Annotated in this window: 23 protein-coding genes, 1 other RNA gene and 1 other annotated feature; of the genes, 3 read left to right on the forward strand and 21 right to left on the reverse strand. The window is 37.5% G+C overall.

Features of this window, described 5'->3' with window-relative positions; genetic code table 11:
* Positions 1-24: 24 nt before the first annotated feature.
* The 6 genes from U9M49_RS08890 to U9M49_RS08915 form a co-directional block, all read right to left on the reverse strand.
* A complete protein-coding gene (locus tag U9M49_RS08890) occupies positions 25-2,424 on the reverse strand; it encodes an ATP-dependent RecD-like DNA helicase (RefSeq protein ID WP_322909618.1) in 2,400 nt (799 codons plus the stop codon).
* Positions 2,425-2,466: 42 nt separating this feature from the next.
* Entirely contained in the window at positions 2,467-3,120 is a 654-nt protein-coding gene (locus U9M49_RS08895) for a tetratricopeptide repeat protein (protein ID WP_095372464.1), read from the reverse strand.
* Positions 3,121-3,418: 298 nt separating this feature from the next.
* Positions 3,419-4,534: a tRNA 2-thiouridine(34) synthase MnmA gene (gene mnmA, locus U9M49_RS08900; protein WP_322909619.1), complete on the reverse strand. Its 1,116-nt coding sequence runs from the start codon at positions 4,532-4,534 to the stop codon at positions 3,419-3,421.
* A 29-nt stretch (positions 4,535-4,563) separates the two neighbouring features.
* Positions 4,564-5,706 (reverse strand): cysteine desulfurase family protein, encoded by a 1,143-nt coding sequence (locus U9M49_RS08905; protein ID WP_322909620.1) that lies wholly within the window; start codon positions 5,704-5,706, stop codon positions 4,564-4,566.
* A gap of 24 nt (positions 5,707-5,730) precedes the next feature.
* Entirely contained in the window at positions 5,731-6,150 is a 420-nt protein-coding gene (gene cymR, locus U9M49_RS08910) for a cysteine metabolism transcriptional regulator CymR (RefSeq protein WP_095372461.1), read from the reverse strand.
* Positions 6,151-6,202: 52 nt separating this feature from the next.
* Complete coding sequence (locus U9M49_RS08915; RefSeq protein WP_322909621.1) at positions 6,203-6,862, reverse strand: YitT family protein; 660 nt, start codon at positions 6,860-6,862, stop codon at positions 6,203-6,205.
* Between the two features lie 238 nt (positions 6,863-7,100).
* Between U9M49_RS08915 and U9M49_RS08920 the strand changes: the two genes are divergently transcribed.
* The gene (locus tag U9M49_RS08920; RefSeq protein WP_095372459.1) at positions 7,101-8,366 is read left to right on the forward strand and encodes a replication-associated recombination protein A; all 1,266 of its coding nucleotides are present in this window, start codon (positions 7,101-7,103) and stop codon (positions 8,364-8,366) included.
* Positions 8,367-8,544: 178 nt separating this feature from the next.
* Here U9M49_RS08920 and U9M49_RS08925 read toward each other — a convergent pair whose 3' ends face one another.
* From U9M49_RS08925 to U9M49_RS08950, 6 genes are all read right to left on the reverse strand, one after another.
* Positions 8,545-9,294 carry a polysaccharide deacetylase family protein gene (locus tag U9M49_RS08925; RefSeq protein ID WP_322909622.1) on the reverse strand — a complete coding sequence of 250 codons (750 nt, stop codon included), beginning with the start codon at positions 9,292-9,294 and terminating at the stop codon, positions 8,545-8,547.
* Positions 9,295-9,376: 82 nt separating this feature from the next.
* The gene (locus U9M49_RS08930; RefSeq protein ID WP_095372457.1) at positions 9,377-10,333 is read right to left on the reverse strand and encodes an ABC transporter permease; all 957 of its coding nucleotides are present in this window, start codon (positions 10,331-10,333) and stop codon (positions 9,377-9,379) included.
* Positions 10,334-10,336: 3 nt separating this feature from the next.
* A complete protein-coding gene (locus tag U9M49_RS08935; protein ID WP_322909623.1) occupies positions 10,337-11,257 on the reverse strand; it encodes an ABC transporter ATP-binding protein in 921 nt (306 codons plus the stop codon).
* Positions 11,258-11,266: 9 nt separating this feature from the next.
* Positions 11,267-11,962 carry an ABC transporter ATP-binding protein gene (locus tag U9M49_RS08940; RefSeq protein WP_095372455.1) on the reverse strand — a complete coding sequence of 232 codons (696 nt, stop codon included), beginning with the start codon at positions 11,960-11,962 and terminating at the stop codon, positions 11,267-11,269.
* Complete coding sequence (locus U9M49_RS08945) at positions 11,952-12,326, reverse strand: GntR family transcriptional regulator (RefSeq protein WP_095372454.1); 375 nt, start codon at positions 12,324-12,326, stop codon at positions 11,952-11,954. Before U9M49_RS08945 ends, U9M49_RS08940 begins: the two co-directional genes overlap by 11 nt.
* Before the next feature lie 2 nt (positions 12,327-12,328).
* On the reverse strand, positions 12,329-13,108 hold the full coding sequence (locus tag U9M49_RS08950; protein WP_095372453.1) for a hypothetical protein: 780 nt from the start codon (positions 13,106-13,108) through the stop codon (positions 12,329-12,331).
* Between the two features lie 130 nt (positions 13,109-13,238).
* Here U9M49_RS08950 and U9M49_RS08955 point away from each other — a divergent pair, with 130 nt between their 5' ends.
* Complete coding sequence (locus tag U9M49_RS08955; RefSeq protein WP_095372452.1) at positions 13,239-13,634, forward strand: SANT/Myb-like DNA-binding domain-containing protein; 396 nt, start codon at positions 13,239-13,241, stop codon at positions 13,632-13,634.
* A 45-nt stretch (positions 13,635-13,679) separates the two neighbouring features.
* Here U9M49_RS08955 and U9M49_RS08960 read toward each other — a convergent pair whose 3' ends face one another.
* The 6 genes from U9M49_RS08960 to U9M49_RS08985 all read right to left on the reverse strand — a co-directional run bounded on the left by U9M49_RS08960 (position 13,680) and on the right by U9M49_RS08985 (position 19,562).
* Positions 13,680-14,450: a ThiF family adenylyltransferase gene (locus tag U9M49_RS08960; protein WP_095372451.1), complete on the reverse strand. Its 771-nt coding sequence runs from the start codon at positions 14,448-14,450 to the stop codon at positions 13,680-13,682.
* A 381-nt stretch (positions 14,451-14,831) separates the two neighbouring features.
* On the reverse strand, positions 14,832-14,975 hold the full coding sequence (locus tag U9M49_RS08965; protein WP_157733928.1) for a hypothetical protein: 144 nt from the start codon (positions 14,973-14,975) through the stop codon (positions 14,832-14,834).
* Between the two features lie 676 nt (positions 14,976-15,651).
* A non-coding RNA gene (gene ssrS, locus U9M49_RS08970) (6S RNA) lies at positions 15,652-15,840 on the reverse strand.
* 81 nt (positions 15,841-15,921) lie between these two features.
* A complete protein-coding gene (gene aspS / locus U9M49_RS08975; RefSeq protein ID WP_307312785.1) occupies positions 15,922-17,697 on the reverse strand; it encodes an aspartate--tRNA ligase in 1,776 nt (591 codons plus the stop codon).
* Between the two features lie 12 nt (positions 17,698-17,709).
* Positions 17,710-18,984, reverse strand: coding sequence for a histidine--tRNA ligase (hisS, locus tag U9M49_RS08980; protein ID WP_095372447.1), 1,275 nt, complete (start codon positions 18,982-18,984; stop codon positions 17,710-17,712).
* A 66-nt stretch (positions 18,985-19,050) separates the two neighbouring features.
* Positions 19,051-19,287: a binding site (T-box leader), on the reverse strand.
* 98 nt (positions 19,288-19,385) lie between these two features.
* On the reverse strand, positions 19,386-19,562 hold the full coding sequence (locus tag U9M49_RS08985) for a hypothetical protein (protein WP_180316944.1): 177 nt from the start codon (positions 19,560-19,562) through the stop codon (positions 19,386-19,388).
* A 282-nt stretch (positions 19,563-19,844) separates the two neighbouring features.
* On the opposite strand from U9M49_RS08985, the gene U9M49_RS08990 reads away from it, so the two are divergent.
* A complete protein-coding gene (locus U9M49_RS08990) occupies positions 19,845-21,611 on the forward strand; it encodes an SH3 domain-containing protein (RefSeq protein WP_322909624.1) in 1,767 nt (588 codons plus the stop codon).
* A gap of 347 nt (positions 21,612-21,958) precedes the next feature.
* Here U9M49_RS08990 and dtd read toward each other — a convergent pair whose 3' ends face one another.
* The 3 genes from dtd to U9M49_RS09005 all read right to left on the reverse strand — a co-directional run bounded on the left by dtd (position 21,959) and on the right by U9M49_RS09005 (position 25,401).
* Positions 21,959-22,399, reverse strand: a complete 441-nt coding sequence (dtd, locus tag U9M49_RS08995) for a D-aminoacyl-tRNA deacylase (RefSeq protein ID WP_095372445.1) — start codon at positions 22,397-22,399, stop codon at positions 21,959-21,961.
* Between the two features lie 17 nt (positions 22,400-22,416).
* Positions 22,417-24,612 (reverse strand): RelA/SpoT family protein, encoded by a 2,196-nt coding sequence (locus tag U9M49_RS09000; RefSeq protein WP_095372444.1) that lies wholly within the window; start codon positions 24,610-24,612, stop codon positions 22,417-22,419.
* Between the two features lie 276 nt (positions 24,613-24,888).
* Positions 24,889-25,401 (reverse strand): adenine phosphoribosyltransferase, encoded by a 513-nt coding sequence (locus U9M49_RS09005; RefSeq protein ID WP_095372443.1) that lies wholly within the window; start codon positions 25,399-25,401, stop codon positions 24,889-24,891.
* Positions 25,402-25,405: the final 4 nt, after the last annotated feature.

Genomic DNA, 25,405 nt, shown 5'->3' on the forward strand with positions numbered 1-25,405 from the left:
ATGAGAAAAATCTCTCATCTTAGTCTAATCAGCCTCTAAAAAATCATAAGGTGTGATATTTTCCATTCCTATCAACGGGTCGACTTTCATCAAATAATCTTCATATGTTAATGATTCATCTATAGCTTCAATGGTCTCTCCTTCGAAGATTTCATCTTGTAACTTCAATCGTAAGTTAGATCGCCTCGATTGATCATCCAATCGTTGTATACCCATTTTTAACGCTTCTTCATCACCGCATAATATAAGGAACTGCTTGCTTCGTGTAATGGCAGTATATAATAAATTCCTCCGTAACATCCGGTAATAACTTTTAACGACCGGAAGAATAACAATCGGAAACTCACTGCCCTGTGACTTATGAACGGAACAACAATAGGCATGAGTGATTTGATTTAAATCCTGTTTTGTATACGTTGCTTCCACTCCGTCAAAAGAAACAATAACCATATCTTGTTTCTCTGTGTTCTCTTTTGCATAAAATATGGAAATAATTTCACCCATATCACCGTTATAAACGTGGTTTTCAGGTTGATTGACTAATTGCAACACCTTGTCTCCAATGCGATAGACAACATCACCAAAAGCAATTTCCTTTCTACTACCATCTTCATTAGGGTTGAAAATTTCTTGGATCATTTTATTAAGGCGATCAATACCTGCAGGACCACGATACATCGGTGCAAGTACTTGAATATCCTTTGCTAAATACCCCTTTTTCTTTGCATTTCGCACTACTTGCCCGATAACCGTGCCAATTTGACCTGGTTGGCATTGAAAAAAGGAACGGTCTTTTTGTTGCTGAGTAATATTTTGCGGCAATCTTCCCTTTTTCATTTCATGTGCTAACTCAATAATTGACGAGCCTTCCGATTGCCTATAAATATCTGTCAACATAACCGAAGGGATACGTTCAGAAAGTAATAAATCTCTTAATACTTGACCTGGGCCCACAGATGGTAATTGATCTTCATCACCAACAAGTATGACTTGCATTTCTTCAGGGATCGCTTTAAAAAGTTGATTGGCTAGCCATATATCAACCATGGAAGTTTCATCAACAATAAGAATTTTCCCTTCAAGCGGGTTTTCTTCATGATGGTCAAAACCCTCACTTCCATTCCAACCAAGCAATCTGTGAATCGTCACAGCTGGTAATCCTGTAGATTCTGCCATTCTTTTCGCCGCTCTTCCAGTAGGTGCAGCTAATAAGAAAGGAAAAGGCTCTTCTTTTTTATAGTCTTTCGGATTTAAACTACAGCCATGTAATTCACCATACAATTCAACAATTCCTTGAATAACCGTTGTTTTGCCCGTACCTGGACCACCAGTTAAGATCATCATTGGCGACATTAACGCTTTTTGAATGGCATCTTTTTGAGATGGCGCATACTGTACCGAAAGTCGCTCTTCTAATTGTCCCAAAGCAAGGAGGAATTCCGATTCAGGAAACTGTTCATTAAATTCCGTTTGATTGAGTATACGTTTGATATTTGTAACGATTCCCTTTTCAGAAAAGAAAAGAGAAGGTAAATATAACTGCTGTCCTTCTGCAATCACTTTTCTCTCTTCTCCGAGCTTTAAGATTGCTTCACTAATCGCCTCGTAAGGGATTACCTCAGTCGCTTTTTCCTCTAATAGTTTTTTGACAGCAGGGAGTAATTCTTCTGCTTCAGCATATACGTGACCTGCCTGTGCACTTTCACTATCAAGCACATACAAACATGCTGCTTTAATACGGTCAGGATGACTACCTGACATTCCCACTTGTTGTCCAATCTCATCTGCCCGATGGAAGCCAATCCCTTCAATATCCTCTACGAGTTGATAAGGTTTTTTTTGCAAAATATCTATTGCTTGATCTTTATATGTTTGAAAAATCTTCATAGATAGTTGTGGACCAAAACCAAGTTGATTGAGGTGAATCATGACTTGTTCAATTCCTTGATTCTCCACAAGTGTGTCGTATAAAACTTTCGCTTTTTCACTTGCTAATTTTGGTATCCCATCTAATAATGAAGGATTATTTAAAATGCTATTGATCGCATTTTCTCCAAGCTCGTCCACGATACTTTGTGCCGTTTTCTTACCAATTCCTTTAAAGAGGTCACCTGATAAATAATTAACGACACCTTCTTTTGTTTGAGGCATTTCTTTCTTGTACTGCTCTACATGGAATTGCAACCCAAACTTTGGATGTTCCTTCCATTCCCCTATAAATGTATAGGTCTCCTCTTCATGGATTTTCGGTATGTAGCCAGTAATGACCGCTTCTTTCTCTTCATATTGTGCATTTGTCTCTAGCACCCGAATACGTAAAACCGTATAAAGATTACTCTCATTATGGAAAATAGTCACAAGATGCTTGCCCTTTACATACGTTTTTTGTTCAGCAAATAAATCTAAAGAATTCTGCTCATCCATCCCATATGCTCCTTCCTTTTTAAGCGCATCTTGTTTTTTATCTTATGCTTGTTTTTCAATCATTTTCTTACCGTAGCCGGCAAGCATATGATCCGGTTGTATATCCAATGCACGATTAAAATGAGCGAGTGCCTTTTGCACGTCTTCTTTAAAACCATAAGCGACACCGAGATTATAATGAGCATCTGCATGTTCCTCATCTAATTCAATACATTGTTGTAGTTGCTTAATGGCTTCATCTATTAATTCTAATTGCGCTAAGCAAAGACCATATTGAAACGCCGCTTCTGCATCCTGTGGATTTAATTCAGTTGCACGTTGCAAGTATGGTAATGCTAATTTCCCTTGCTCTAATTGCATAAGGGAAATACCTAACATAAAATAATTGTCTCCATGGTCGATTCCTTTTTGCATCGCTTGTTCAAACATATTTTTAGCCTCGTCAAATTGTTCTTTTTCAAAAAGTAAATTTCCGACACTATAATAAGCAACACCCGCGTTTTCATCAAGTTCAATTGCTTTTAGAAAAAACTTCAATGCTCGTTCTCCGTCGCCAACGGCTGATAAAACATTACCAAAATTGATATAAGAAACCGCATCCTCAGGGTTTTCATCAATGGCTTCCATAAAAATCTTAGCTGCTTCTTCCCATTTACCTTCTTGCATATATTGAATACCTTGTTGGTTTTTATCCATTATTTATCGACTCCATTTCTATCTCTTTACTCTTCGAAATAGTATAGCATATTTTTCGTTATGACTTCATTCACAGGCTAAACGTTCAGGCATAATTTGTTTAGGTTTTTAGAATTGAACATAATATAGTTGGTACACGGCTTGATTTTCCAGCTTCTCCAAAGAATGAGAGGAGAAAAGTTAACTTCGATGATTTGCGGCATTTGTGCGTATCCATTCTAGACTCAGTAACTTGTTGAAGATTTATCATAAAAACGTGGGAAAAATAAAAAACCAGGCAATCAATTTGCCTGATTTTTTATCCTACATATGTGAGTTGACTACTATTAATATATACTTCATCAATTGTTGCTCCGCCTAAGCATTCGTCACCGTTATAAAAAACAACTGATTGGCCAGGGGTAATCGCTCTACTTAGCTCATGAAACTTCACTCGAACTTTATTGTCCGCTAAGCGTTCCACCGTTACATTATTGTCTGTCTGACGATATCTAAATTTAGCTGTACATTCAAATGTTTGTGGCATTTCTTTTTCAGATACCCAACTTACATTCACAGCTACAAGGGAATCGGAATATAATTTTTCATGATGAAAGCCTTGTCCTACATAAAGAACATTCCTTTTCAAGTCCTTACCAATCGCAAACCAAGGCTCACCTGCGCCACCGATCCCTAAACCATGTCTTTGACCAATTGTATAATACATTAAACCATCATGCTTACCGACTACTTTACCATCAAATGTCTCCATATTACCTGGTTGAGCTGGTAAGTAGTTACCTAGGAATTCTTTAAAGTTTCTTTCACCAATAAAACAAATACCTGTACTATCCTTCTTAGTAGCTGTTGCTAAATTTGCTTTTGCCGCAATTTCCCTTACCTCTGACTTTTTAATATTGCCGATTGGGAACATTACTTTTTTTAATTGATCTTGCGAAAGCTGATTAAGGAAATACGTTTGATCTTTGTTTTCATCAAGGCCACGAAGCATTTTTACTTCGCCGTCTCTTTCTTCTACACGCGCATAATGACCAGTTGCTAAATAATCAGCACCTAAATGCATCGCATGTTCTAGAAACGCTTTAAATTTTATTTCCTTATTGCACATGACATCGGGGTTCGGTGTTCTACCTGCTTTATATTCTTCAAGAAAGTAGGTGAACACTTTATCCCAATATTGCTTCTCAAAGTTGACAGCATAGTATGGAATACCGATTTGATTACATACGCGGATTACATCTTCATAGTCTTCCGTCGCTGTACATACACCGTTTTCATCGGTGTCATCCCAGTTTTTCATAAAAATGCCGATGACATCATAGCCTTGTTCTTTGAGAAGGAGTGCAGCTACCGATGAATCAACACCACCGGACATCCCAACAACAACTCGCGTATCTTTTGGCGCTTTTGTCATTGTCTTCACCTCTCTTTGCTATACTTTATTTATGCCTGAAATCGTTGCACGATTTTACTTACTTCTTTTCCAGCTACACCTGCTTGTTCTAATGTATTACCATAGCCAAAGCTGAACCTTATAGAGTTAGCTAACCGCTCATCTCCTTTACCAAACATCGCGACCAGTACATGCGATGGGTCTATAGATCCTGCTGTACATGCAGAACCACTAGATGCGGCAATCCCTACCAAATCCAAATTAACAAGCATAGCTTCCACATTTGTTCCTGGAAAGCTTAAGTTTAATACATGAGGAAGTGTTTCAGCAAGCGAACTGTTTTGCTTAAACTTTATTCCATTTTCTATCAATGTTTGCAAGAACATTTCTCTTAATTGTTGAAAGTGCGTACTTTTAGCCCCTCTATTTTGTTGACTTATTTTCACTGCTTCTAAAAAACCAGCAATGGCAGGTACATTTTCCGTTCCAGCTCTACGCTTTCTTTCTTGCTCGCCCCCAAACAATCTTGAAGGAAGGGAAATGTCTTTCCGGCAATATAGAAATCCAATACCTTTTGGACCATTTATTTTGTGAGCTGAAACAGAAAGTAAGTCAATATTTGCTTCATTCACATCTATAGGCAATAGGCCATAAGCTTGTACCGCATCTGTATGAAAGACTGCTTGATGATTAACGAGCAGTTTACCTATCTCAGCGATGGGCTGAATGGTACCAACTTCATTATTCGCATACATGATGGTAACTAAAATTGTATCATCTCGTAACGCTTTCTTAACAGTGTCTACCTCAATGACCCCTTCATTGTTGACTGGTAAATATGTTACTTCAAATCCTTCTCTTTCAAGCTCTTCGCACGCATGTAGTACTGCATGATGTTCAATTTCTGAAGTGATGATATGCTTACCTTTATTTTGATTCGCTCGAGCTACTCCAAAAATAGCATGATTATCGGATTCGGTTCCACCACTTGTGAAAATAATCTCGTTTGCAATAGCTCCAATACTTGATGCCATTACTTCTCTTGCCCGATCAAGTACTTGTCTTGCTTCTCTACCAAAAGAATGAATGCTTGATGGATTTCCGTAATCCTCTTGCATCATTCGCATCATTACTTCAATTACTTGAGGATGCATCGGACTTGTTGCCGCATGATCCAAATAAATTCTTTCCACTTTTTTCACCTTCTTGCCAATCTGTTAAATATAAAACATATAAGCATCGGATTCACCATTATCTTTATGGTTTGCTAAATCCTCAATCGTTGTATTATCCAATACCTCTTTCACTGCGTCACGTATACGCATCCATAATTCTCTTTTAGCTGGTTCTTCATTTTCTATCCCTTCAACTGGACTAATCGGACCCTCTAATACGCGAATAATATCGCCTGAAGTGATCTTTGATGGCTCATCTCCAAGTATATATCCGCCATAAGCTCCTCTTATACTTTTCACAAAACCAGCATTTCTTAAAGGAGCAATTAATTGTTCTAAATAGTGTTCTGATAAATCATTTGCTTGTGCAATTGTTTTTAATGAAACGGGACCTTCCCCATATTTCTTAGCGAGTTCTATCATAATCGTTAATCCGTAACGACCTTTTGTCGATATTTTCATTCCCGACACCTCTATTCATCTTTATTCTCTCTATAAATTCCATCGTTACCTGTTATGAGGCAATCGATACTTTTCTTTCCTTCATTCGTGCAAGTAACTTATTCGTAAATCGTTGACATTGTGGTAATGCTGCACCGACTATTGGACCAGTAGCCAAGCTTAAAACGATTGTCCCCCAAAAAACAGGACCGCCAAGCTGCCAACCGATAACTAACACAATAATTTCCATACTTGACCTTATATAGGCAACTTTCCAACCTGTTCGATTCATTAATGCCATCATTAAACTATCCCGTGGCCCAGTACCTAAACGAGCTGATATATACATGCCCATACCATAACAATTAATTAAAAGACCACAAGCAAACATAATGAACTTTCCCCAAATCGTTTCAGGAGTGGTCATAAACGGTAATAATAAATACAAATCAATAAAGATTCCAATAAGAATCATATTAAGATAAGCACCTGCTTTTGGCATCTCTTTACCAATGATTGCCGCAATGGCAAGTACAAGAATACCAACAATAATAGACCAGGTGCCAATTGATAACCCTAATTGATAATACAAACCTACATGCAATACGTCCCAAGGTGTTGCGCCTAAATCTGCAACAATAAGGAGTACAATTCCTAAACTCATTACTAATAAACCGAGTAAATAGATAATAAACCTCGGTCCTGTTTGCCCTATTTTATTATTATTGATCATTTGACAAGCCCTCACAGGATAGATTATTTTTAATCTTTTTTCTTACGCCCTCCATTAAATGGTAGAATACTCTTTAATAAGTAGTTGGATAGGTTAAAAACATTTTTCTTCACAACATATAAATAGACCTTGCTATTATAGCACATTTGCAAGCGTTAATCATTTTAGCTATTTTAATTTTATGATATGTTATCAAAAGGAACAGGATAAGCCTCTTATCTAATTAGGAGTGATATAGTTGAGTATCAAACCGTTAGCTTTTCGAATGAGACCAAGAACAATCAATGAAATTATTGGTCAACAACACCTCGTGGGAGAAGGTAAAATTATTCATAGAATGGTAAAAGCGAAACAACTATCATCGATGATATTATACGGACCACCAGGAATTGGAAAAACCTCTATTGCTAGTGCAATAGCTGGTAGTACTAAATTCGCTTTTCGCACTTTAAACGCAGTGACAAATAATAAAAAGGATATGGAAGTCGTAGCAGCCGAAGCAAAGATGTCAGGTAAGGTTATTTTATTATTAGATGAGGTTCATCGCTTAGATAAAGCAAAACAGGATTTTCTTTTACCTTATTTAGAAAATGGCATGATTACCTTAATAGGTGCTACTACTAGCAATCCTTATCATGCAATTAACCCCGCCATCAGAAGTCGATGTCAAATTTTCGAACTAAAGCCATTAGAAGTGGAAGAGATTAAAACGGCATTAAAAGTAGCTATTGCTGATGAAGATAGAGGGCTGGGTAATAAGACAATAGACATAGAAGATGAGGCATTAACTCACTTTGCAACTGCATCTGGAGGCGATGTTCGTAGTTCGCTAAATGCGCTTGAATTGGCAGTGCTTTCAACTGAACCAGATGACTCAGGTACTATCCTCATCACACTTTCAGCTGCCGAAGAATGCATGCAAAAAAAGAGTATGGCACATGACAAAGATGGTGATGCACATTACGATGTTTTATCTGGATTCCAAAAATCCATTCGTGGAAGTGACGTGAATGCCTCCCTTCATTATTTAGGCAGATTAATTGAGGCAGGAGATATGGTTAGTATTACAAGAAGACTATTGGTTATCGCTTATGAAGATATCGGACTTGCCTCCCCCCAAGCTGGACAAAGAACATTATCAGCCATTGAATCAGCAGAGCGGTTAGGTTTCCCTGAAGCAAGAATTCCGTTAGCTAATGCAGTGATTGAGCTATGCCTTTCACCGAAATCTAATTCAGCTATTATGGCGATTGACCGGGCTTTATCAGATATACGTGCAGGCATTAGCGGTGAAGTTCCAGATCACCTAAAAGACGCCCATTATAAAGGGGCCAAAGAATTAGGTAGAGGCATTGACTATCAATACCCGCATGATTATGAAAATGGATGGGTAAAGCAACAATACTTGCCTAATAACATTAAGCAGAAAACTTATTATGAGCCAAAAACGAACGGTAAATTTGAACAAGCTCTTTCCAATGTTTACAAACGGCTACAACAGTAAGATTCTGGCTAAAAAAGATAGTAAATCCACTCAGTTCTAAATGTTTGAGTGGATTTTCCTCATTTGTTAACAATAAAATACTTGGCAATGCCTTATCTATCTCTTGTCACTCTGATAAGTAACGCAGAACATATCTTTTCATCACCACTTATTTCCACTCAAAAAAAGAGAAAACGTGTTATTTTGCATCGAAGATAGTTGTTGGAATCTCTTGTGAAAGTAAAATAAGCTCGGACACAGTTACCCCTTTAAATTCAATATTTTTCATTGTTTTCAAGATTTCCTCTAGTGCAAACACTGTCTGTGAACGATCACCACCAGCATCATGTAAAACAATTATATCTCCAGGTTTCATCGCAGTAGATACGTGATGAAAAATAGGATAAACACCAGGGTTCATCCAATCTTTAGGATCTTGATGCCAAGACCACATCGTTACTAAATAACCTTGTTTTGTAGCTGTATTCATAATAGTATCATTGTATATTCCTGCAACTGGTCGATATAACGTCATTGATTTAGAAGTAATGGCTTTCACAACCTCCTCTGTCTTTATAAGTTCTTCTGTCAATTTATCTTCTTTAATTAAGACATCATATCCGTGGTTATACGTATGATTAGCAATTTCATGACCTTCTTTATTTATACGCTGTATCACCTCAGGGAAATCCTTTGCTTTTTTCCCCACGACAAAGAAAGTCGCCTTTACTTGATATTTTTTTAATAAATCTAAGATTTGCGGCGTGTATACAGGATCTGGTCCATCATCAAATGTAAGTGCTACATAATTTCCTTTCATTTGGCAAAAATCCCAAATGGCTAGGCCCAATTGTTCGTATTCATCTCTTTCCTTAATCGAAGCCTCGCTAATACGAAATGGTATAAATAAAATCATTATAAAAACGAGAAAAAACCACTTTATCCTCATGACCCCACACTCCTTCAATGATTATTTTGGCCATTTTACCCATAAAAATAAGCTGCTGGAAATTTCCAGCAGCTTCTAGATTTTATCCAGCTATATCTCTTTTCTTAAATATGATAAATGCAATGATTTGGAATATCAGAAAATAAACAATCAACATGATAACGGAAAAAGTTAACGTCATTCCTGGTAACATCGGTGTTCCTTCAAAGTACTGAAACAGATCGGTATTAGCAAATAAACTATATTTCGCCCAATCATACTTCATCGCAATGAGGTGAGTAATTTGTCCACCAGCAAACATAAGGAAAATAGATAAACCAATTGCTAATGAACTACTTCTGAATGCTGATGAAATCATAAAGGCCATCGTTGCTAGCATAATGTTTTGAATGGATGATAAACTATACACATTGATTAAATGCAAAATCATTGACTGTTCTTTTACTACTCCATCTTGATATAAGAGATACGGTTCACTACCACCTAAACCAAATAGAACGAGGCCTAATATGCCAGAGAACATGAAAAGTAAAAAGAGCAAACTGAAACCAAATAACAGCACAGTTATGTACTTGGAGAGAAGAATTTTACTTCTAGTAATTGGGCGAATGAGTAGCAGTTTAATCGTTCCCCAATTAAATTCACTTGCTACAATCCCTCCAGCAATAATAATCATAAACAAACCGGCAAAATCTATTAGCGAAGACATATCAGATATAAAACTCAGTGCCTCGTAATCTCCATTTGGTGATATATTGTTTTCGATGCGATACTCATTAATGGCAATGATCTTTTCATAGCTTTCTTTTACATCCTCTGGAAGCATATCTCCGGAATTCTCCAGCTCCTTCTCATAGGAGTCTATCTCCATTTGTAACCCTTTTTGCCATTGCTCATTTGGAGGGACTGATCCTTGTACATCTTGGTATTTCATAAAAGCACCTGCTACAGCGACGATAAAAAGAAGAATGCCAATCATTACATAAGTGCCACTTCGTTTAAAGATTTTCACCCATTCGTTTCTAATTAATGAGAACATCGCTTATTCCGCCTCCTTCTGTAGTGTTGTCACTTCAAGAAAGCGGTCTTCCAACGTTTTCGTCGTTTCTTGAATACGATATATATTAATTCCATCATGAACCCACTCTTTCACCAATAAAGGGATATCCTCTTTTTGTGCTCGCAGCATAAGCGTATTTCCCTTCACTTCTGCTTGCTGTTGTGGAATTAATCTATTGACAGCAAACATTGCTTCTGTTGGATGATCGACGTCAATTTCATATTCCTTTGCTCCTCCTTCTACTTGCTCATGGACAGACTGAATCGTAATTAATTTACCTTTTTGAATAATACCGACTCGATCACACATCATTTCCATTTCTGATAGTAGATGACTAGATACAATGACTGCCATTCCTCTTTCTCTTGCTAACTTCCTTACATGGTCACGGATTTCACGAATACCAGCGGGGTCTAATCCATTTGTTGGTTCATCCAGAATTAACACTTTAGGGTCATGTAACAAACATTGAGCTAACCCTAGTCGTTGCCGCATACCTAAAGAATAAGTCTTCACCTTATCATGTATTCTCTCAGTCAAACCAACAAACTCTACTGTCTCCATAATTTTTTCTTTTGTAATTCCCTCTGCCATTTTTGCGTAATGGAGGAGATTTTGATATCCACTCATAAATTTATACATTTCTGGATTTTCAACAATCGCTCCTACATGTTGGATTGCCTTCTCAAAGTTTGTTTGCACACTATTGTCAAGAATTTTAATATCACCTTCACTAATGCCAATTAAGCCAACAATCATCCGAATAGTGGTTGTTTTACCCGCACCATTAGGGCCTAGAAACCCAAAAACCTCTCCTTCCATTACTTCAAAACTTAAGGAATCAATAATTTTTCTCTTTTTAATGATCTTTGTTACATTTTCAATTTTAACTACTGCTTTCATTTCTTTTCCTCACCCCTTATATGTTTCTTTCATCCATTCTTTGATAGACAGCCCTTTTTCTTCTCTTATTGTTTCTACATGATACTGACCAAGAAATTTCCCATCTTCTATCATAATCAATTCGTCAAGGACTGTTTCAACTTCTTCTATTTCATGTGTAGCCATTAGCACTGTTTGTTTCTCAAAATCAATAAAGCTTAATAATCCTTGAACCAACGAATCCCGAACCATTGGATCTAATCCAGAAAATGGTTCATCTAAAAGTAGAATAGGTGCTCTTCTAGCAAGAGCCAATACTAACTTTAACCGTCCACGGTTTCCTTTCGATAATGACCTAATTTTTACTGAATCATTTAAGTTCATAAATTGAAGTAGTTCCATTGCTTTATCTTGTTCAAAATCAGCAAATTGGCTCTCATAAAAATTCAGCATATCTCTAACCGTAAAAGAAGGATAAAAACTGTCTGCCTCTGTTAAATAGATGACTTTGGACGCAATTCTTCTATTAGCAGGCTCGCCTAATACATTGACTTCACCACTTGAAGGATAAGTTAGACCAGAGATGAGTTTCAATATGGTGGATTTTCCACTTCCATTCGGTCCCACTAGACCGATGATTTTCCCAGGGCGTATTGTAAAGCTGATATCTTTCAAAACCTGATTAAAGCCATATTTCTTATTCACCTTATGAAACTCAATCATCATGATCCTCCTTCAGGAATTGAGATAGCCCTTGTTTCATTTCCTCATTAGAAAAGCCTAACTCTCGCAAATTATTTACATAGGATTGGATGATCTGCTTTTGCATATCTCTTTTTAAGTTCATTAACTTGGCTGTATCTTCTGTTACAAATGTTCCTTGCCCACGCTTCGCCAAGGCGACTTCCATCCTTTCTAGCTCTTGATACGTTCTTTGAATTGTATTTGGATTCACCCCAAATGTAAGGGCCATCTCACGAACAGAGGGTAATTTTTCCCCTGGAGCTAACTCTTTTCTCACAATCTGTTGACAAACCCGTTCCATGATTTGGAGATATATCGGCTGTGATGAATGAAACTCTTTCGCCATTATTACACCTCAACCTTCTTTTCGAGCAACCAAGTCGAGGTAATGAATAACAGACTAGCTGTAACGAGGTATAAAAGGATTTCTACAATGGAGATTGTACTATCAGCCATATTGAATGTGAACCCGTCTGATTGAACAAAAAAGTTGAAATGCAGCCAATCTACATTTAAATCAAGCTCACTCATATGGACTAATTGTTTGTACCAATCGCTTTCACCTATTAAACCAGAAATGAACATTTGCACAACTACTATGATAAATAAAGATACTGAGCGCACCCTTCCTAAGATTGGTACATTTTTTAAGCTATAGTAAACGAACCAATAAAAACAGAACCATAAACCAAAATAGAAAGACAAACAAGTGATAAATAATAATAAGTAAAGCGGAAGAACAACTGGTATGTTGTCATAGAATGAGACATTAGGATTATAATAATAGCTCCCTATTGCTAAGAAAATGGTAATGACTATCGACATTACAAAATAAATACTAATGGCCACTAGCTTACTACTCAATAAATAAGAACCCCGATTTGGGTTATGCAACCACCCTTGCGTCTTTGTCTCTAAATTTAAGGAATACAAAATAAAAATAGGGTAAAACAGAATATGCGCAAAAAATAAGAAGAACAGAAAAGCAGGTAAAATATTACCTTCCTTAAAATAATGAGTCAATGCTAAGCCTATTAACACGGCAAAGAACACGGTTAAAATTACGCCATAAAAGTGAGATTTCATTATCTTTAATTCTTTTACGAGCAAGCCACGAAAAGGATTCATTTTTTCCTCCTTTTTACATCTAGTGTATTAGTTAAATAGTACACCGGTACTTTGTTTCCGTCAAGCCTAATGTATGATTCTTTTTTTAAGGTAGAGGATAATAATAAATGTTTTGATAAGGAGGCTTTCGATGACACATGCATCTTGGCAAGAATCCGACGATCAACTATTAGAAGAATTGGTTAATGAGTATAGCCAAAATGGTGATTCTAAAGCAGATGCCTTTCGCATGGCAGCAAAAAAATTAGGTAGAACAGAATCAGCCTGTCAAACTAGGTATCACAATATGAAGAAGACTAAAGAAGACGCTACGAGCTTATCTATACAGAAAGTGATTGAATACTTAAAAACAACCCCTGACCTTTTATTATTATCTGAGAACAAGGCACTTTTACTGGAAAATGAGCAATTAGAGGAAAGAAATAAAGAACTTAATCAAAAATGGGAAGAAACTAGCCATCAATTAGAAAACGAGCTATCACTTTACGAAGGACTAATGTCTGTTATGAAAGAATATCGCAAATAAATGAAGAAAAGCTTGTAGTAACAATAACTACAAGCTTTTTTTCATTTATTTACTTTCGTCATTTACACGACTAATAGGAATGTCGGCTAATAATTCCTTAACAACATAACTTGCCATAATAAGTCCTGATACAGATGGCACAAATGCATTAGAAGACGGCGGCATTTTCGCCTTACGGATTTTTGCATCATCTTTCCCAACGGTTTTTCTCACATCTTCACGAATAACGATTGGACTTTCATCAGAGAAAACGACGGGTATACCTTTACGAATGCCTTCCTTTCGTAAACGAGTACGAATTACCTTAGCAATTGGGTCAGTATGCGTTTTAGAAATATCAGCGATTTGGAATCTTGTCGGATCCATCTTATTAGCTGCACCCATACTAGAAATAATCGGTATATCTCTTTTCAAGCACTCTTTCATTAAGTGGATCTTATAAGAAATCGTGTCTGAAGCATCAATGACAAAATCAGGGTTATAACTAAAGAAATCTTCATATGTTTCTTCTGTATAAAACATTTTCAAAGCAATGACTTCACATTCTGGATTAATATCCATAATTCTCTCTTTCATTACTTCTACTTTTTGTCTACCGACAGTAGAAAGCAAAGCAATAATTTGTCTATTGACATTGGTAATATCCACATCATCTTTATCAACAAGCACAAGTCTGCCCACACCTGAACGAGCAAGGGCCTCAGCTGCAAATGTCCCCACTCCCCCGATACCTAATACAGCCACTGTACTATTTTTCATTGTCTCTAAACCATCTTTACCAATGGCAAGCTCATTTCGCGAAAACTGATGTAACATGCTATTTCAACTCCATTCCATATCTATCCTACAAATAATCATACCCGTAAAAAAATATATCATACTTTCCGTTAAATACAAGTAAATCACTGGGATTTCTCATTCCTTCTTTTGAAAAAGGTGAACAGATTTTTATGGGCATATGATCTCTTTTGACCTTCCTGTTTTGGTACATATTTGTTGAGTTTTTTAAACCCTAAAAATAATGAAGTCATACGCATGCCAGGTTCTTTCTGAGGGACTTGCTCATTCATTTTGCGAAGCGCTCATACGCCAGCTTCCTGCTGAGGGACTTGCTAATACATTTTGCGAAGCGCTCTCGCCCGGGGTTCTTTCTGAAGGAGTTGCTCATCCATTTTGCGAAGCGCTCATAGGCCGGATTCATTCTGAGGGACTTACTAATCCATTTTGTGCAGCGCTCACGCCTGGGATTCCTTCTGAAGGACTTGCTATTCCATTTTGCGAAGCGCTCACGCCCGGAGTTCTTTCTGAGGGACCTGCTAATCCATTTTGCGAAGCGCTCACACACCGGAGTTCCTTCTGAGGGACTTGCTAGTCCATTTTGCGAAGCGCTCATACGCCAGATTCATTCTGAGGGACCTACTAATCCATTTTGTGAAGCGCTCACGCCCGGGATTCATTCTGAAGGACTTGCTATTCCACTTTGCGAAGCACTCACGCCCGGAATTCTTTCTGAGGGACCTGCTAATCTATTTTGCGAAGCGCTCACACACCAGAGTTCCTTCTGAGGGACTTGCTAGTCCATTTTGCGAAGCGCTCATACGCCAGATTCATTCTGAGGGACCTGCTCATCCACTTTGCGAAGCGCTCACGCCCAGGATTCATTCTGAAGGACTTGCTATTCCACTTTGCGAAGCGCTCACGCCCGGAGTTCTTTCTGAGGGACCTGCTCATCCACTTTGCGAAGCGCTCACACACCAGAGTTCCTTCTGAGGGACCTGCTCATCCACTTTGCGAAGCGCTCACACACCAGAGTTCCTTCTGAGGGACCTGCTCATCCATTTTGCGAAGCGCTCATACGCCAGATTCCTTCTGAGGGACCTGCTCATCCATTTTGTGAAGCGCTCACACACCGGGTTGTTTCTAACTTGCAAACCCCTTAAGTAAGTACACTATTATTCGACCACAGATAAAAAAACCTGATAACTATGATCAGGTTTCACATACAATTATAAATTGAAAGAGTCCCAATTATGCCGTCGTTATTGGTCCTTCATTTTGAACCCGCACTTAGCAGGTGGGTGTCCTGCTTCTCGCATCTGTAAGTCCTCTAGAAATGAGGCATTTACGCTTACGTAGAAAACTCCGGACTCCCGAAGGTAATATGTTCGGTCAAAATTAGGGTAGACGACGTACACATCAGGACTCTTTATGATTGAAGTAATCTTATCATAGCTAAGATATGAATTCAAGAAGTGACATATAGTTCAAAAATCACTTTTTTTACCAATTAATCTTGATTCTTTACATTCAAAGCGAGATGAAGATCATTTAATTGTGCTTCACTTACTTCCCCAGGTGCATCTGTTAAAACGCAACTTGCACTAGCTGTTTTAGGGAAAGCAATTGTATCTCTTAGGTTCGTTCTACCAGCAAGTAACATTACTAGACGATCAAGTCCTAGTGCAATCCCTCCATGTGGCGGAGTACCATAGTCAAATGCTTCAAGTAGGAAACCAAATTGCTCGACAGCTTCCTCTTTAGAAAAACCAAGAATTTCAAACATTCGCTCCTGAATATCTCTTTCGAATATACGTAGGGAACCACCGCCAAGTTCATAGCCATTAAGAACTAGGTCATACGCTTGAGCTTTTACTTCTCCAGGCTGATCAGCTAATTTTTCCAAATCTTGTCTTTGTGGCATTGTAAAAGGATGATGTGCTGCATAATAGCGACCATCTTCTTCGTCATACTCAAGTAGCGGCCAATCCGTTACCCATAAGAAGTTAAATTTGCTTTCATCAATTAATTCTAATTGCTTACCTAATTTTAGACGAAGCGCACCTAATGCATCAGCAACTACTGATTTTTTATCCGCAACGAATAGTAATAGGTCGCCAGCTTCTACACCAAGTGCTGACTGAATCGCTGCTTGTTCTTCTTCAGATACAAATTTAGCAATTGGGCCTTTTAAACCTTCTTCTTCTGCTTTTAACCAAGCAAGTCCTTTAGCCCCGTATACCGAAACAAATTCCGTCAAGGCATCAATATCTTTGCGGGAATAGGTGGAAGCAGCGCCTTTGACGTTGATTGCTTTCACTTGTCCACCTGATGATACAGCACCAGCAAATACTTTAAAGCTCGAATCCTTTACGATATCAGATAAATCCGTTAGCTCCATTTCAAAACGTGTATCTGGCTTATCTGAACCGTATCTTGACATAGCTTCATGATAGGTTAAACGAGGGAATGGGATATGAACTTCTTGTCCTTTTACATCCTTCATGATTTTAGCCATCATACTTTCCATCAACTCAATAATATCTTCTTGGCTCATAAAGCTCATTTCAATATCAATTTGCGTAAACTCCGGTTGACGGTCTGCGCGTAAATCTTCATCTCGGAAGCAACGAGCAATTTGATAATAACGGTCTACTCCACTGACCATTAATAATTGTTTAAATATTTGTGGCGATTGTGGCAGCGCGTAAAACTCTCCTGGATGCACACGACTTGGCACTAAATAATCGCGCGCTCCTTCTGGTGTACTCTTCGTTAAGATTGGTGTCTCTACATCGATAAAATCAGCATCATCAAGGAATCCTCTAATAGCTTTTGTTACTTGATGGCGTAGCTTTAATGTATTGGCCATTACTGGTCTTCTTAAATCTAGATAACGATATTTTAAGCGAACATCCTCAGATACTTCAGATTTTTCGTCAATTGTAAATGGAGGTGTTTTCGCCTCATTAAGAATCGTTACTTTTTCCACTCGAATTTCAATTTTACCAGTTGTTAAGCTCTCATTAACCGTCCCTTGTTCCCTTTCAATAACGACGCCTTCAATATCTAACACATATTCGTTACGAATTTTTTCTGCTAATGCTAAAGCTTCTTGTGAAACTTCCGGATTAAAGACAACTTGGACTATGCCTGTTCTGTCACGTAGGTCAATAAAGATAAGACCTCCTAAATCACGACGTTTTTGCACCCAACCCTTTAATGTTACTTTCTCACCTATCGCTTTTTCGGTAATCTCTCCGCAGTAGTACGTTCTTCCAAACATCTATGATTCCTCCTAGTTTCTATATAGCGCAGTAAAGTCTTGGATAAATGAAGCAAGCTCCATTTCCTTTTGTTCCCCACTATCCATTATTTTTAAGTTAATCTTATTGTTTTTTAATTCATCTTCACCAATAACAGCTACATATTTTGCGTTCATTCGATCGGCTGCTTTGAATTGTGCCTTAATTTTACGATCAGAATAATCTCTTTCAGCAGAATATCCTGCATGGCGTAATTTGTGGAGCAAACCGACAGAATAATCTCTCGCCTCTTCACCTAATGCGACAATATAACAATCAATGGATTGATCAATTGGGAGTTCAACATTTTCGGCTTCTAAAGCAGCTAGAAATCTCTCAATACTTAGAGCAAAGCCAATGCCAGGTGCTTCCGGTCCACCGACTTCTTCTGTTAAACCGTTATACCTGCCTCCACCACAAAGAGTTGTTATTGCGCCAAACCCTTCCGCATCACTCATAATCTCAAAGGCAGTATGCGTATAATAGTCTAAACCACGGACTAGATTTGCATCGACTTCAAATTCAATTTCTAAGTCTGTTAAGTACTGTTGTACTTTTTTGAAGTATTGTTTGGATTCGTCATTTAAGTGATCAATAATTGATGGGGCAGTTTTCATCAATGGATGCTCACGATCTTTTTTACAATCGAGAATACGCATAGGGTTTTTCTCTAATCTGCTTTGACAATCTGAACAAAATTCATTAATACTCGGGCTGAAATGAGCAATGAGGGCCTCACGATGTTTTGCCCGGCTCTCCTTATCACCTAAACTGTTGATGACTAGTTTTAACTTTTTCAAACCCATTTCTTTATAAAGCGCCATGGCTAAAGCAATAACTTCTGCGTCAATGGCCGGATCATCGCTGCCTATCGCTTCTACACCAAATTGCACAAACTGGCGGAAACGACCAGCTTGTGGTCTTTCATAACGAAACATTGGTCCCATATAATATAATTTAACAGGCTGATTTGCTTGGCCAAACATTTTATGTTCAACAAATGAGCGTACTGTGGAAGCTGTTCCTTCTGGTCTCAATGTTAAGCTTCTTCCTCCACGATCATCAAATGTGTACATTTCCTTCTGGACGATATCAGTTGTATCTCCCACACTTCGTAAAAACAAATCTGTATGTTCAAATATCGGTGTGCGAATCTCCTGATATTGAAATTTATGACAAAGTTCTCTCGCTTTTTGTTCTATTAATTGCCATTTCTCTACTTGACCAGGAAGTATATCCTGGGTACCCCTTGGTAAACGGATTGACATATATACCAAATCCTCCTCTTTCCTAAAGCTTAAATAAAAAAACTCTCGTCCCTTGTATTTTTCAATACAAGGGACGAGAGTTGAATATCCCGTGGTGCCACCCTAGTTACAGCATAATAATTATACTGTCTCTTTATACAGATAACGCCTGCATACGTTCTTCCCCTAATAAATTTATATTTTTCAGGGAGAAACCTAAGAAGTGTTCTTTCATCAAATCATCATATAGAAATGCTTTCAGCCTATGGCATTTCCTCTCTTTTTATGTGGAGAATGATTACTCTTCTTCATCATTGGTTCAATTTATTTTATCATTTACTGTATTAAAATATCATTTTATCCTTCTTATCATAATAACCATTGTACAAGATGTCAAGTCTCCATATAGAATAGATGGCGATTTACGTTCTAGAAATTTTCTTTTTCAGTTTTCTCACATCTTGTAAGGAAATTCCGAATTCACTCGCAAGTTCAACCATCGTGGCATTCCCCTCAGCTTGAATAAAATCATGAAAGTCAACACCAAATAATTGGTTCTCGCCACTTTGCACATTCATCCCTTTTTCACCATATCTCACAGACAATCATCCTTTTACCATATAGTCTTTTACTCATGTTAGTATGGGCAAATCGAATGATATTTATAAAAATAATAAAGAAATAGACAAAAACCATGCAATTCTCCCGAATGGTTTGAAGTGGTAATTACGTTACAACTTGTTTACAAAACAGGTTGATAAACCGATATTAGAAGGGAAACGGCCACATAAAAAAGAAAGTATATATAACCTCATTTATCTTGACGAGAGAGGAAATATTTGCTTATCTTGATAAATGGCAAACAGGAAGGAGGAACGTGGTTGCAAGGCAAAAAACATCTTTGGATAACCATTTGTATGATTCTAGTGATAGCTCTTCTAATACCCATAAAAGAGGCAGAAGCTGAATCAGCAGGACAAAAGCTTCGAATTGCAACAGATAGTCTTAATGTTCGCACAGGTCCAGGATTAAGTTATGCAAGTCTAGGAATGGCGGCAAGAGACGAGACTTACACAATCCTTGATCAAGAAGGTGATTGGTATCAGATTGATTTTGAATCCGGCCAAAAAGGGTGGGTCGCCAATTGGCTTGTTGTAATGGAAACAGAAAATAAGCAAGAAAAAGAAAAACAAGTAAATAGCGGTAGTGAAAAAACCGTTACCATCAATGCTGATGGTTTAAGAGTTAGAGGTGGTCCTTCAACTGATTATCGCGTTGTTGGCGTTGTCTCAAAAGGAAAAGAATACAAAATCGTCTCCACCGACCAAGATTGGTTCAATATTACGACTGAGTACGGAAATGTATGGGTACACAAAGACTTTGTTCAAGTGAATGGCCAAACCCAAGAAGCAAGCTCTTCATCTAATGAAGAAAAGAAAACGGTGATTAAACAAGGGGTCATTACTGGTAATTCCCTCAACGTTCGTACTAGTCCAGATACAAACAGTAAAGTAATTGGTAAGTTAAATTCAGGTACGTCCGTAGATATTTTATCACAAGAAAATGATTGGACTGAAATCTCATTTCAAGGGACAAATGCATGGATAAGTAGTCAATATATCCAAGCAGGCAAAAAGCAAGAAAAAAAGAAAGAAACTAATAATAATGGCACCATTACCGCAAGTTCTTTAAATGTAAGGGAAAAACCATCATTAAACGGGAACATTATCGGTTCAGTTGCTCAAGGTGACCATTTTCGTATTTTAAAGGAAGAAAATAACTGGACAAATATTGAGCTTCCAAATGGGACAAACGGATGGGTTGCTAGCTGGTATGTGAACAAAGATCAAAGTTCCTCAACGGAATCAAAATCGTCTTCATCTGTCAAAAATGTAACGATTCTGCACAATGGCTCCAATATTCGTCAAAGCGCAACGACTAATGCCACCATTGTAGCAAGAGCCAATCAAGGAGATACATTTGAAGTTGTGGGGACAGAAAAAGATTGGTATGAAATTAAATTAGGTGATGGACAAACAGGTTTTATTGCTGGCTGGATTGTTTCTAATGGCAAACAATCTCAACCAACCGACCAATCTTCTTCTACTCCAGGATTAAAAAACAAAGTGATTGTCTTAGATCCTGGCCATGGAGGAAGAGATAATGGTACAACTGGCGCATCCGGTACACTTGAAAAAACAGTAACGATTCGCACTGCTGAAAAATTGGCTGCAAAATTAAAAGCAGCAGGAGCTACTGTAATATTCACAAGACAACAAGATACATATGTTCCTCTCCAATCACGGGTAAGTATGTCTCATATGAATAAAGCTGATGCATTCATCAGTATTCATTATGATAGCATAAACGATCGAAGTGTAAGAGGCATGACTACTTATTACTATCACGATTATCAACAGCAATTTGCTGCTGATGTCCATCAAGGGATTATGTCGAAGATCGACTTAAATGATAGAGGTTATAGACATGGTGATTATTATGTTATACGTGAAAATAACAGCAAAGCAATATTACTTGAACTAGGTTATTTAAGTAACGCAACAGAGGAAATAAAAGTAACATCTGAACAATACCAAGAAGCTGTTTCGACAGGTATCTTCCAAGGATTACGTACACATTTTCAATAAGAATCTCACACCTGCCTTTTTACTTTTAGGCAGGTGTTTTTTTATATTTATTGAACTAGCATAAATTAAGAGTTCCTTAGCCCAATAACAAAAAGAGAGTGTGTAATGTAGTTTTGCTCGTCTATGTTTGATGTTGTCACTCTAGATACACGAGCTCATTCACTTTCCTACGCTATCTTTAACGATTCCACTCTATTTGTACGATTAATCCTCTTCCTACGCTATCTTTGGCGAAATGTACGAGCAAACACATTCAACTCTCATAAACAACGCCCAATTATTAGAACAAAAAAACAACCTGATCAAATCCCCTTCAATCAAGATTTGTTCAGGTTGGGTCTTATTTTTTATTTACTTTCTAAAATGAGTGTAACGGGACCATCATTGGTGAGAGATACATCCATCATCGCACCAAATTCACCTTTTTCTACGTGAACACCTTTTTCCTCAAGCATTTCATTAAAGCGAAGATAGATGTCTAACGCTTTCTCAGGGCGTGCAGCATTCATGAAGTTAGGGCGTCTCCCTTTACGGCAGTCCCCATACAGGGTGAATTGAGATACAGAAAGAATTTCACCTTGTATATCAAGTAATGACCTATTCATTTTACCTTCTTCATCATCGAACACACGAAGATGAACGATTTTATCAGCTAAATAAGCAGCATCTTCAAACGTATCCTCATGGGTAATCCCAACAAGCAAAACAAAGCCATGCGTAATGCTACCAGTTATTTTTTCACCAACAGTCACTTTGGCTGCTTTACTTCTCTGAACAACAATTTTCAAAACTCTAGCCACTCCTTTTAGTTCATAATTCGACGAACCGCATATACATCGGGTATCTGCTTAATACGCTCTACCACTTTATGCAGATGGTTTACATTATGAATAGAGATCGACATATTGATTGAAGCGGCTTTATTCTTGTCCGAACGACCTGTTACTGCAGATATATTTGTTTTCGCTTCATTTACTGCCTGAAGCACTTCATTCAATAATCCACGTCGATCATAGCCAGTAATTTCTATTTCTACATTATACTCTTTCTGATCATTTAAAGCGGTCTCCCACTCAACAGGTATAAGTCTTGCTTTCGCATCATCTGTATTAATATTCGTACAGTCCGCACGATGGACAGAGACACCTCTACCCTTCGTAATAAATCCGACAATTTCATCACCTGGTACCGGATTACAACAACGCGATAAACGAATAAGCAAGTTATCAATTCCTGATACGCGTACACCTGATTCACGTTTTTTCGCTTGAGGAAGCTGTTTCAATTCGCTTACAGCATTGGATATATCTTTTTTACCTTCAAGGTCTCTTTGCTTTCTTAACTTTTCAGTTAGGCGATTGGCTACCTGTAATGCCGTAATGCCATTGTATCCAACTGAAGCATACAAATCTTCTTCAGATGGGAAATTATATTTTTCCGATACACGATTTAGATTTTCTGCGGTCATAATCTCTTTTACTTCAAAATCCATATTACGAATCTCTTTTTCGATTAATTCGCGCCCTTTTTCAACATTTTCTTCTTTTCTTTGCTTTTTGAAGAATTGTCTAATCTTATTTTTTGCTTGTGAAGATTGAGCTAATTTAAGCCAGTCTTGACTTGGCCCATAAGAATGCTTAGAAGTTAATATTTCAACAATATCCCCTGTTTGCAACTTATAATCAAGTGTTACCATTTTACCGTTTACTTTCGCACCAATCGTTTTATTACCTATTTCTGAATGAATTCTATAGGCAAAATCTATTGGTACTGAGCCTGATGGTAGTTCAATGACATCTCCTTTAGGCGTAAAAACATAGACCATATCAGAAAACAGGTCCATCTTAAGCGATTCCATAAACTCCTCGGCACCAACCGAATCATCTTGGAAATCCAATATCTCTCTAAACCATTTTAATTTATCTTCAAATGAAGAATTTTCATCGACCTTTGTTCCTTCTTTATAAGCCCAATGAGCAGCGATACCAAATTCAGCTATTCTATGCATATCAAAGGTACGTATTTGCACCTCTAATGGATCTCCTTTAGGACCAATAACTGTTGTATGCAATGATTGATACATATTTTGCTTAGGCATCGCAATATAATCTTTAAACCTGCCTGGCATTGGTTTCCAATGCGTGTGGATAATACCGAGAACAGCATAACAATCCTTTATGCTATTTACCACAATCCTTACGGCTAGTAGATCATAAATTTCATTGAATTGTTTGTTTTGTAGAGCCATTTTTCGATAGATGCTATAAATATGTTTAGCTCTACCAGAAATCTCAGGTTCAATGGTTACGTCGTCCAGACGATCTCTCATCATCGCAATAACATCTACTAAATATTGTTCCCTCTCTGCTCTCTTCTTCTTCATCAAGTTAACAATTCGATAATATTGCTGCGGATTCAAGTATCTTAAAGCTGTATCTTCTAATTCCCACTTAATTTTAGAAATTCCTAGTCTATGAGCAAGCGGAGCAAAAATCTCTAAAGTTTCGTTCGAGATTCTTCTTTGCTTCTCAGCAGGTAAGTGTTTTAACGTCCGCATATTATGAAGTCTATCTGCAAGTTTTATTAAAATCACTCTAATATCTTGTGCCATGGCAACAAACATTTTACGATGATTTTCTGCTTGCTGTTCTTCTTTTGATTTATATTTAATCTTCCCCAGCTTTGTTACACCATCTACAAGCATAGCAACTTCTTCACTAAAATGTTCTGCGATATCCTCTAAAGTGGATTCAGTATCCTCAACAACATCATGAAGAAAGCCAGCTGCTACTGTAGCTGGGTCCATTTCCAGGTCCGCTAATATTCCCGCTACTTGAATAGGGTGAATAATGTACGGTTCACCTGATTTACGGTATTGTTCACTATGAGCAGACTTAGCGAATTCGTAAGCTCTTTTGACGAACTGGGCATGCTCTTCATTCAAATATTCTCTTGTCCTATCGATGACTTGTTCGGCGGTCAACACCTGATCGTTCGCCATGGAATCACCTTTATCCCAAATTATTTTTAATAACCATAACCATGTGTAATATCTTCTTTTCCTTATACAAAATAAATATATATCATTAAGAAAAAAGAAACGATTGTTACTATTATCGAAAAAAATAACATAGATGTAAAGAGCTAGCGTTTTATTTTTACAAAAAAACGTAGAATTTGTCGAAATTACTAATAATTAATTCCAATTTCTCCTTAATTATCCTAAAAATAACTATTAATAAAAAAAGAGAACACATATAGTGCTCTCTAGAATCTATTAATAAGTCATTAAAGTTAAAACATCATAATCCTTTAATTTCTCTTTACCATCTAAATAGCTTAACTCGATTAAGAAGGCAATACCTGCAACAACTCCACCTAGTTCTTCTACTAATTTTATTGTTGCCTCAATGGTTCCACCTGTAGCTAGAAGATCGTCCGTGATTAATACGCGTTGACCAGGCTTAATCGCATCTTTATGGATAGTTAAGACATCTTTACCATATTCCAGACCATAATCTACTTTTACCGTTTCTCTAGGTAGTTTACCTTCTTTACGAACAGGTGCAAATCCTACTCCTAAAGAATAAGCTACTGGACATCCAATTATAAATCCACGCGCTTCTGGCCCGACAACAAGGTCAATCTGTTTTTCTTTCGCATAAGTAACAATTTGGTCTGTTGCATATCTATAAGCATCACCATTATCCATTAATGTAGTAATATCTTTAAATGTGATACCTGGTTTTGGCCAATCCTCTACTATAGTAATATATTGTTTTAAATCCATCTTC

The organism is Cytobacillus sp. OWB-43, assembly GCF_034651445.1.
In the GTDB taxonomy this organism is placed as follows: Bacteria; Bacillota; Bacilli; order Bacillales; family Cytobacillaceae; genus Cytobacillus; species Cytobacillus kochii.